This is a genomic window from Dialister sp. UBA1703 (assembly GCA_002320515.1).
Lineage (GTDB): Bacteria > Bacillota > Negativicutes > Veillonellales > Dialisteraceae > Dialister.
Map to the genome: position 1 here is coordinate 5,008 of DCJJ01000114.1, position 8,844 is coordinate 13,851.

At 55.1% G+C, this 8,844-nt stretch carries 8 protein-coding genes; all 8 read right to left on the reverse strand.

Annotated features, from left to right (window positions below):
- Nucleotides 1-576: 576 nt before the first annotated feature.
- From hypB to B2Y11_RS05410, 8 genes are read right to left on the reverse strand one after another with little or no spacing between them, the layout of a single operon-like run.
- Nucleotides 577-1,233 (reverse strand): hydrogenase nickel incorporation protein HypB, encoded by a 657-nt coding sequence (hypB, locus tag B2Y11_RS05375; RefSeq protein ID WP_291057068.1) that lies wholly within the window; start codon nt 1,231-1,233, stop codon nt 577-579.
- Entirely contained in the window at nt 1,234-1,578 is a 345-nt protein-coding gene (locus tag B2Y11_RS05380) for a hydrogenase maturation nickel metallochaperone HypA (RefSeq protein WP_291057070.1), read from the reverse strand.
- Nucleotides 1,571-3,433 carry a 4Fe-4S binding protein gene (locus B2Y11_RS05385; RefSeq protein ID WP_291057072.1) on the reverse strand — a complete coding sequence of 621 codons (1,863 nt, stop codon included), beginning with the start codon at nt 3,431-3,433 and terminating at the stop codon, nt 1,571-1,573. Before B2Y11_RS05385 ends, B2Y11_RS05380 begins: the two co-directional genes overlap by 8 nt.
- Nucleotides 3,434-3,444: 11 nt before the next feature.
- Entirely contained in the window at nt 3,445-4,530 is a 1,086-nt protein-coding gene (locus tag B2Y11_RS05390; RefSeq protein ID WP_291057074.1) for a nickel-dependent hydrogenase large subunit, read from the reverse strand.
- Nucleotides 4,531-4,536: 6 nt separating this feature from the next.
- On the reverse strand, nt 4,537-4,974 hold the full coding sequence (locus B2Y11_RS05395; protein WP_291057076.1) for an NADH-quinone oxidoreductase subunit C: 438 nt from the start codon (nt 4,972-4,974) through the stop codon (nt 4,537-4,539).
- The gene (locus tag B2Y11_RS05400; RefSeq protein WP_291057078.1) at nt 4,955-5,467 is read right to left on the reverse strand and encodes an NADH-quinone oxidoreductase subunit B family protein; all 513 of its coding nucleotides are present in this window, start codon (nt 5,465-5,467) and stop codon (nt 4,955-4,957) included. The genes B2Y11_RS05395 and B2Y11_RS05400 overlap by 20 nt, the downstream gene beginning before the upstream one ends.
- Before the next feature lie 12 nt (nt 5,468-5,479).
- Nucleotides 5,480-6,355, reverse strand: a complete 876-nt coding sequence (locus tag B2Y11_RS05405) for a respiratory chain complex I subunit 1 family protein (protein ID WP_291057080.1) — start codon at nt 6,353-6,355, stop codon at nt 5,480-5,482.
- Nucleotides 6,348-8,255, reverse strand: a complete 1,908-nt coding sequence (locus tag B2Y11_RS05410) for an NADH-quinone oxidoreductase subunit L (RefSeq protein ID WP_291057082.1) — start codon at nt 8,253-8,255, stop codon at nt 6,348-6,350. The genes B2Y11_RS05405 and B2Y11_RS05410 overlap by 8 nt, the downstream gene beginning before the upstream one ends.
- Nucleotides 8,256-8,844 lie beyond the last annotated feature (589 nt).

Consider the following 8,844-nt stretch of genomic DNA (forward strand, 5'->3'; position numbering starts at 1 on the left):
CGCAAGGAGCGTTACGGGATTGGCCTTCTGTGTCATATGTGACACAATATCCAGTGCCACCTATTTTCTCGTTTCCCCTTGAGGGGAACGCCTCGAAGAGGCAAAGGGTGTACAAGGCAGAGCACCGATAGGATGCTCCATCGCGGTCCTGACCGCCAATCGGCGGCCTGTGTCATTTTTGCTTCTTACCCTTGGACACACCTTCGGTGTGAAGGTTCAGAGGAAAAGGTTCTTAAGATTGACCGGCCCTATGGGCCGGAGGGTTCGTAAGTTTGACGGCCTTTCAGGCCGAGGGTTGTGGTGGCGCCCTTTGGGCGCAGATTATAAAAAAAGCTGGCCCGCGCCCTCCCGTCATTTCGACCGTAGCGAAGCGGAGTGGAGAAATCTCACTCCTCAATAGTCTAAGAAACATTGGGGCAGGAGATCTCTCGACTCAGAGCATCATGGGAGCGGTTCCTGTCTGTCTCCCATAGCGACATGCGGCTCCGCTCGAGATGACGAAAGAGCCGTGTCACCCCACCGTCATGTTAAAAAAGGGGCGCCCGCCGCCGCGGTAAGCGGATAGCAGCCGCAGGTCTATCTTTCCTTCCCGGCAGCTTCTTCAATCCACTCTGCCGCTTCTTTATATCCTTCTCCTGTTTTTCCGCTGACCTTGAATACCGGCGCCTGTTTGTTTAGGTGGCGGAGGCCCTTCATGAAGAAGTCTTCGTCGAAGTCCAGGTATGGCATAAGGTCTGTCTTGTTGAGAAGGATGATATCCGCCTTTTCAAAGGCCAGGGGGTATTTATAGGGCTTGTCGCTGCCGTCGGCCACGCTGACGATGAGCATTTTGATGTTTTCTCCTATGTTCAGTTCCGCCGGGCATACAAGATTTCCTACGTTTTCTATAAAAAGGATGCCTCCTTCTCTGAAATCCATGGTATGCACCGCATTGTGCACCAGGGGGGCGTCCAGGTGGCAGGCGCCGAAGGTATTGATCTGGGCGGCGGTAACATTTTCTTTTCCAAGCCGTTCCGTGTCGATGTCGGATTCAATGTCGCCTTCAATGACGTATATTTTTGATTTCATATGTTTCATGAGCTGTTCCAGGGATGTGGTCTTGCCGGTTCCCGGAGCCCCCATGACGTTGATGGTATATACATTCCTCTTCATGAGGTATTCTCTTACGTGTTCGGCAATGTGATTGTTGTGGGCGTAAATGTCTTCCATAACGCCGGCTTTCACCATATGCATTCAATCAACCTCCAGGTCTACAGATTCTATATAAAATTCCTTGCCTATGTTCGTGGGGGAGCCGTCGCCTCCGCAGCGGGGACAGGTGAAGGAGAATTTCTTTCTTTCAAAGAGACAGCCGCAGCGGTCGCATTTCATTTTGGGCTTCACATCCTGAATGGTGAGGAGGGCGCCCTCACAGAGGGTGCCCTCGGAAATGACATCAAAATACATTTGGATGGATTCTCCGATGAAACCGGAGTCTTCCCCCACCACCAGATGGATAGCTTTCACGGTGCCCCCTTTTTCACGGGCTGTATTTTCCGCAATTCTTACGATTTCCAGGGTAACAGGATACTCATGCATGGGGCTCATCCTTTGGCGGTTCTTTTTTTACCGGCGCCAGGCGGGGCGGGCGGCGGAGGACTTTCCCCTGATAGGTGGATTTCATTTCTTTCTTCTCCCCTGCTTCCCAGGCATCTGCCAAAGTGAGGCAGTGGGCGGGACAGCCGTCGGCGCAGACGCCGCAGGTGATGCATTTCTCCCGGTCAATGGTCCAGGTGCGGTTCCTCCGGTCTATGGAAATAGCTCCAGCCGGGCAGTTATGCTCGCACTTGCCGCAGAAGAGGCATTTTTCCGCTTCTATCCGGATATGGGTATCAGGCACAGATGCTTCCGGTGCCGCTTCTTTGACAGGAGCCGGCTTCGGGGCGGGAGATTCTGCTGCTTTTTCTTCCTGTATCGGGGAAGGCGCCGGCGCAGGAGCCGGTTTTCTTCCTGCCGGCGGACGGCGGAGGACTTTTCCCTGATAGGTGGATTTCATTTCTTTCTTCTCCCCTGCTTCCCAGGCATCCGCCAAAGTGAGGCAGTGGGCGGGGCAGCCGTCAGCGCAGACGCCGCAGGTGATGCATTTCTCCCGGTCAATGGTCCAGGTGCGGTTTCTCCGGTCTATGGAAATGGCATCAGCCGGGCAGTTATGCTCGCATTTGCCGCAGAACAGGCACTTTTCTGCTTCTATCCGGATATGGGTATCCGGCACATTGGTTTCTTCCGCTTTCACTGCAGGCATCGGGTTCTCTGCCGGAGCTTCCGGCTTTGCCTCCTGAACAGGAGATGGCTTCGGCGTGGGAGCTTCTGCTGCTTTTTCTTCCTTTGTGGGGGAAGGTGCCGGCGCGGGAGCCGGTTTTCTTCCCGCCGGCGGGCGGCGGAGGACTTTCCCCTGGTAGGTGGATTTCATTTCTTTCTTCTCCCCTGCTTCCCAGGCATCTGCCAAAGTAAGGCAGTGGGCAGGGCAGCCCTCAGCGCAGACGCCGCAGGTGATGCATTTCTCCCGGTCAATGGTCCAGGTGCGGTTTCTCCTATCTATGGAAATGGCATCAGCCGGGCAGTTATGCTCGCACTTGCCGCAGAATAGGCACTTTTCCGCTTCTATCCGGATATGGGTATCCGGCACAGTGGCTTCTTCCGCTTTCACTGCAGGCATCGGGTTCTCTGCCGGAGCTTCCGGCTTTGCCATCTGGACAGGAGATGGCAGGGGCCCTTCTTTCTCCGCAGGAGCGAACGTTGAAGGTCTTCGCCTTACAGGGGGGCGGGAGCCTTTCATGGTGATTTCGCTTGGATTGCCCAGGTAGCAGCCCAGGGACAGGCATTTCCTTGGACAGTTGTCGATGCAGGTGCCGCAGTTCACGCAGGCTTCCAGGTTAATGCGCCAGGTACGGGAGCGGCGGTCCACGGTAATGGCGCCGGAGGGGCAGTTCCGCATGCACTGGCCGCAGAAGATACATTTCATAATATTGTTTACAATATGGCTCCGGTCGTCCATGGCGGCCTCTGCCATATTGATGGCTGCCACCTTCCGCTGCACTTTGGACACGCCGTCTTCTTTCTTCACCTGGAGAATGATTTCTGATTTCTTCACATCCGGCGCTGCCGCCTCCGGGTCCATGTGGAGACATTTCTTGGGGCATACCTCCACGCAGCCGGCGCACTGGACGCAGGCAAAGGGGTTGATTTTCCATATGCCTGTGGTGCGGTCCACGGTAATGGCACCGGCCGGGCAGGTGCGCATGCACTGGCCGCAGAGGATGCAGCGGCTGATGTCGTTGATCACCCGGCCCCGGTCATGGGGCTTAAAGGTTTTGGGCTTTAAGGGATAGGAGGTGGTGACCGGCGGTTTGAACAGGTTGGAAAGGGCCTGTTTCATATAAATGAGAAAACTCATGGTACGCCTCCTTATCTTTCACAGCAGCTGATGCAGGGATCGATGGTGAGGATAATGTTGGGCACATCTGCCAGCTCGCAGCCCTTCAGCATTTTCACCAGGGCTGCCAGATTGACATTGGTGGGGGTGCGGAGGCGGAACCGTTCCAGGTTCTTTGTGCCGTTGCCTTTCACGTAGTAAAGGGCTTCGCCCCGGGGCTGTTCCACCCTGGTGAAATATTCGCCTGCCGGGGGAAGGCCTCTGACCGGCGCTTCGATGGCTCCTTCCGGCAGAAGCTCCAGGCAGCCGCAGATGAGGTCGATGGACTGGGTCAGTTCTCCCAGCCTCACCTTCACCCTGGCCAGACAGTCGCCGGCGGTTTCAGTGACAGGATGGAAATGGAGCTTTTTGTAGAAGCCTTCGTCCTCAGCCATGCGGTAGTCTACAGGAAGGCCGCTGGCCCGGGCCATGGGGCCTACGCAGCCCATGTCCATGGCGTCGTTCATGGAAAGGACCCCTACCCCTTCCAAACGGCTCTGGATGGTATTGTCATAGAGGAATACCATGGCCATCTGGCTGATTTCTTTTTTAAGTTCCTTCATTTTTTCCAGAATCATTTTCCGCTGGCTGTCGGTGATATCTCTTCTTACGCCGCCGATTTTGCAGACCGAGAAAATGACCCGGCCTCCTGTGGTTTCTTCAAAAATATCCAGCACCATTTCCCTGATGCGCCAGGCATGCATGAAAAGGCTTTCAAATCCCATAGCGTCGGCGGCCAGGCCGAACCAGAGAAGGTGGCTGTGGAGCCGGGAGAGCTCATGCCACAGGGTGCGCAGGCAGCTGGCCCGCTCCGGTATTTCGATGTTCATGAGGCCTTCCACCGCTTTGGCATAGCCCCAGCCATGGCCGAAGGAACAGATGCCGCATACCCTTTCCGCCACATAAATGAACTGTTTGAAATCCCTCTTTTCCACCAGTTTTTCCAATCCCCGATGGACATAGCCGATGGAGGGCACGGCCCGGACGACTCTTTCATCCTTCAGTTCCAGGTCCAGATGAATCGGTTCCGGCAGTACCGGATGCTGGGGGCCAAAGGGGACTGTGGTTATTTCTGCCATTTGAAATCAATCCTCCTTTGTATCTTTATGTACAGAAGCATCAATGCCAAGGCCGCTCCGAAGATTGACCTTCACCGCCCTTTTGGCATGGACAGCGCCGGACAGGTCGTGCCAGGGGGTCTTCTGGGCCAGATGGTAGAAATGGCCGCCGTAATCCACCTCCGGCGCAATGAAACGGATGTCCAGACCGAAGAGGTCATGGATTTCATTTTCCCAGACGAAGGCATACCAGTAAAGGCTGGTGACACTCATGACAGAGCCGGAAAGGGGCACGATGAGACGGAGGTGGTAAAGGAAATAGCTTTTATCAAAGGTATAGGTGAGCTCATAGCCCTCTTCCACCCGGGTGCAGAGGATCTGCACCAGACGGCAGCCTTCCTTCTTGAAGCGGGCTGTCCTTTCCAGAAGGTCTTCGCTCCTGATTTCAATGACCTGCTGTTTCATCTTTCTCCTCCTCTCCATAGGCGCCAAAGGCCCTGGGTTTGCCTGCAGGCACGCCGTGATTTCCGGTGGCCTTCAGTTTCTTATGTTTTTCCTCCAGCACCGAAAGGCCCTTCACCACGCCGGCAATAATGGACTCCGGCCGGGCGGCGCAGCCCGGTACGTACACGTCCACAGGGATGGCCTTGTCCATGCCGCCAAGCATGTTGTAGCATTCCCGGAACACGCCGCCGGTGCAGGCACAGGTGCCTACGGCGATGACCACCTTGGGCTCCGGCATCTGGTCGTAAATCTGGCGCACCACCGGCAGATTCTGGGCGTTCACCCCGCCGGTGACCAGGAAGATGTCCGCGTGCTTGGGGTCTCCCGTATTTACAATGCCGAACCGTTCCACGTCGTACAGGGGCGTAAGGCAGGCCAGCACTTCGATATCGCAGCCGTTGCAGGAAGAGCCGTCATAATGGATGAGCCAGGGCGACTTTTTTTCATATCCCATAACGAATCCTCCTTATTTGAAATACATGAGAAAAGCTACATTAATAAATCCGACCAGGAAGGAAAAGAGCCAGGTGGAACCCAGCATTCTTTCCCATTTCATGCGGGCACAGCTGTTGTCCACCAGAATGCCCAGGAAGAACACCAGGGCGCATACAAGAAGGCCCATGAGGAAGGACAGAAGGGAAGACTGTAAGAAGAAGAGGATCACCATGCCCAGAAGGAACACATCCTCGTACCATTCCGCCAGCTCCACCATGCCCAAAGTGCGGCCGGAAATTTCCGTCTTCACCCCGCCGATGAGTTCCTGATGGGCTTCATGGGACATGGAAATATCGAAGGGCGATTTCCTGAACTTGATGAGAAGAATATAGCAGAAGCCCAAGAAAATGCCGGGCATGCGGAGAATATTCATGGTATCGGAAGCCATAATGTGGCCGATATTGAAACTGCCGCTGGAAAGGTAAAATCCCAGGGCCGCCATGAGGAGCATAGGCTCATAGGCCATGGTCTGCACCAGTTCCCTTTCCGCCCCTACCTGGCTGTAGGGAGAGTCCGTGGCATAGGCGGCGATAATGAGGCACACACTGGCCATGGTGAGGGTAAAGACCACCAGCAGGATATCCCCTCTGGCGAAGAAGAAAGCGCCGGAAAGAAGGACGAAAAGAAGGAAACCGAACACGTAGAACCCTTCCGCCTTATTGACGGCTATGGGCTGCTTGTCCCAGAGCTTTGCGAAATCATAGAAGGGCTGCAGAAGCGGCGGGCCTGCCCGCCGCTGCATGCGGGCGGAAATCTTCCGGTCTAGGCCCGCCAAGAGTCCCCCCAGAAGGGGCGCCAGCAGCAGGTACAGAAGGGCGCCGATGACATTGATCATATAATCAGACATGGAACACACCTCCTGCTGCCAGGGACAGCTCCATGAGCACGCAGGCCAGGCAGGCCGTGTACCCCCAGAGAGTCATCCGCCTTTCACCAAACCAGGACTCCAGGTACCAGTTCCGAAGCTGCACCGGCACGATTTTCCCGGCAGCGCCGCGGTAAGCCACGTCGCTTCCCAGATTCTCGCCGGACAGGTTCGTAATCACCTGTTTCTTCCTCCTGCTCTTGCCGAAGCGGAGCGGCAGGATGATAATGAGGAACACCATGACAGACATGATCCACAGATTGGACTGGGCAATTACATCATTAATATTTCTATACATCAAAGCCAGATAGGGAATGACCATGTACTGGGAAATCAGGGGGAAGAGAACGCACACCACCAGGGTGATCGCCGCCAGGGTTTTGAGGGCCGTCCACTCCACTCCCAGAATCCCCTTCTCCCTGTTTTCATTGGTGGGGATGTAGGTGGTAATCTTGCCCAGCCACTTCGTCCAGTAGAAAAGGGTGGTGGCAGAGCCGTACACCAGCGCCAGCAGCAGCAGCGGCTGCCCGGCGTCTACGAAAGCCTTCATGGCCGCCCACTTGGAAATCAGCATACCGAAGGGCGCCAGGAACATACCGCAGATACCGATCACCATGCAGAGAGAAAGCCGGGGCATGGAGTTGAAAATGCCGTCGAAACTTTCCAGATTCCTGCTGCCCAGCTGCTGCTCCGCCGTGCCCACGGTGAGGAAAAGAAGACTCTTGGCCACCGCATGGAAAATGACGATCATGATGGCCGTCCAGGCCGCCTCGTAGGAGCCGGTGCCGGCACAGCACACGATAAGGCCCAGATTGGAAATGGTGGAGTAAGCCAGCACCTTCTTCCCGTCGGACTGGGAAATAGCGGCGCAAGAAGCAAAGAAGAAAGTAATGCCTCCCACCAGCATGGCCATGATGCCGGCATGGTTATTGCCAAGGATAGGCGCCAGTTTGATAATGAGGAACACCCCTGCCTTCACCATGGTGGAAGAATGGAGCAGGGCCGACGTAGGCGTAGGCGCCACCATGGCCCCCAGAAGCCAGCCGGAGAAAGGCATCATGGCGGACTTCGTAAATCCGCAGAACACCAGCAGCGCCACCACCGGTTCCACCGGCATGCCCTGCATGCCCATGGAAAGGAGCTGTGAAATTTCAAGGGTATAGAAATGGGATCCCAGGTAGGCAATGGCCATGGCAAAGGCCAGGCCCCCCAGAAGGTTCATCCACAGGGCCTTGAAAGAATTGTGGATGGCCTCATTGGTTCCCGAATAACCGATGAGAAGGAATGAACAGAGAGACGTGATTTCCCAGAAAGTGTACATGTACAGAAGATTATTGGACATGACCAGGCCAAACATGGCTGACAGGAAAAGGAACACCACGAAGAAAAAGAAAGAACGGCGGTCCTTCACATCCACATGCTTCCTGTGATACACCGCCATGTACCCCAGAGAATACACCGCAATGAGCCCGCCGATAATACCGGCAATGAGGATCATGATGATGGAAAGATTGTCGATATTGAAATCCCATACCGACCGGGCGTAGCTTCCTGCGTGGAACTCAAAGGCCACGATGAGGAAGAACTGGGCAAGACCCAGAAGGGCGGTCAAATAGCGCTTGTACTTCACGCAGAAATAAAGCACCGTCAGCGCCGCCAGCCCGTCCACCGCCATCATCACCAGCCGCACCAGAGGCGAATCCACACCGATTTTAAAAGGATGGCCGAAATACATAACCCCTACGGCCACAGAAAGAGCCGCCATCAGAAGCGCCGATACACGGACCAGCGTATTCCTCACCGCCGGATTCCGGTTCACCAGAAGAACCAGCGCCGTCACCAGGGGCAGAGCGAAAAGCAATGCCGGTAAAGCCATAAACATCTTCCCTTCTCCAAGAACTGACCTTTTATAAGTATACCTTATATGACCATATCTCACTTTATTAATATATACTTTATCGCATATGCCCTATTCCTGCAAGAGATAAAATGGTGAAAGCCGCTGATATCGAATTTTTCTATAATTGCCTAAAGAATGTATGCATAAAATAGGGAGCATGGGGCCACTCCGCGGCCCGGGTTCAAAGGGTTCAGAAGGTTCAAAGGGTTCAGAGGGTGGCGGTGGCGGCTTCGCCGCAAATTAAAAAAGGGGCGCGGCTTCGCCGCAGGTTGTGTAGAAGGGTTGCGTTGCTTTCGCTCAGGGGGCGACAGCGGCTCTGCCGCTGAGGGTTGCGGATTGCCGCTCTGCGGCAATACTTATAAAGTCAGCGTTACGGGATTGACTTTATGAGTCATATAGTATGAAAAGCATTCTGGTGATTAGCCGCCACGCGGCTCCCCCTTATCCGGCTGCGCCGGACTTTCTCCACGGGAAAGCGTGTCACACGATTCTCAGGTCGCTTCGTTTCCTTACGAATCGTGTTCCCTTGCCACCCCTATGCAGGGGGCAGAATAGGTTTCTACGCTTTCCT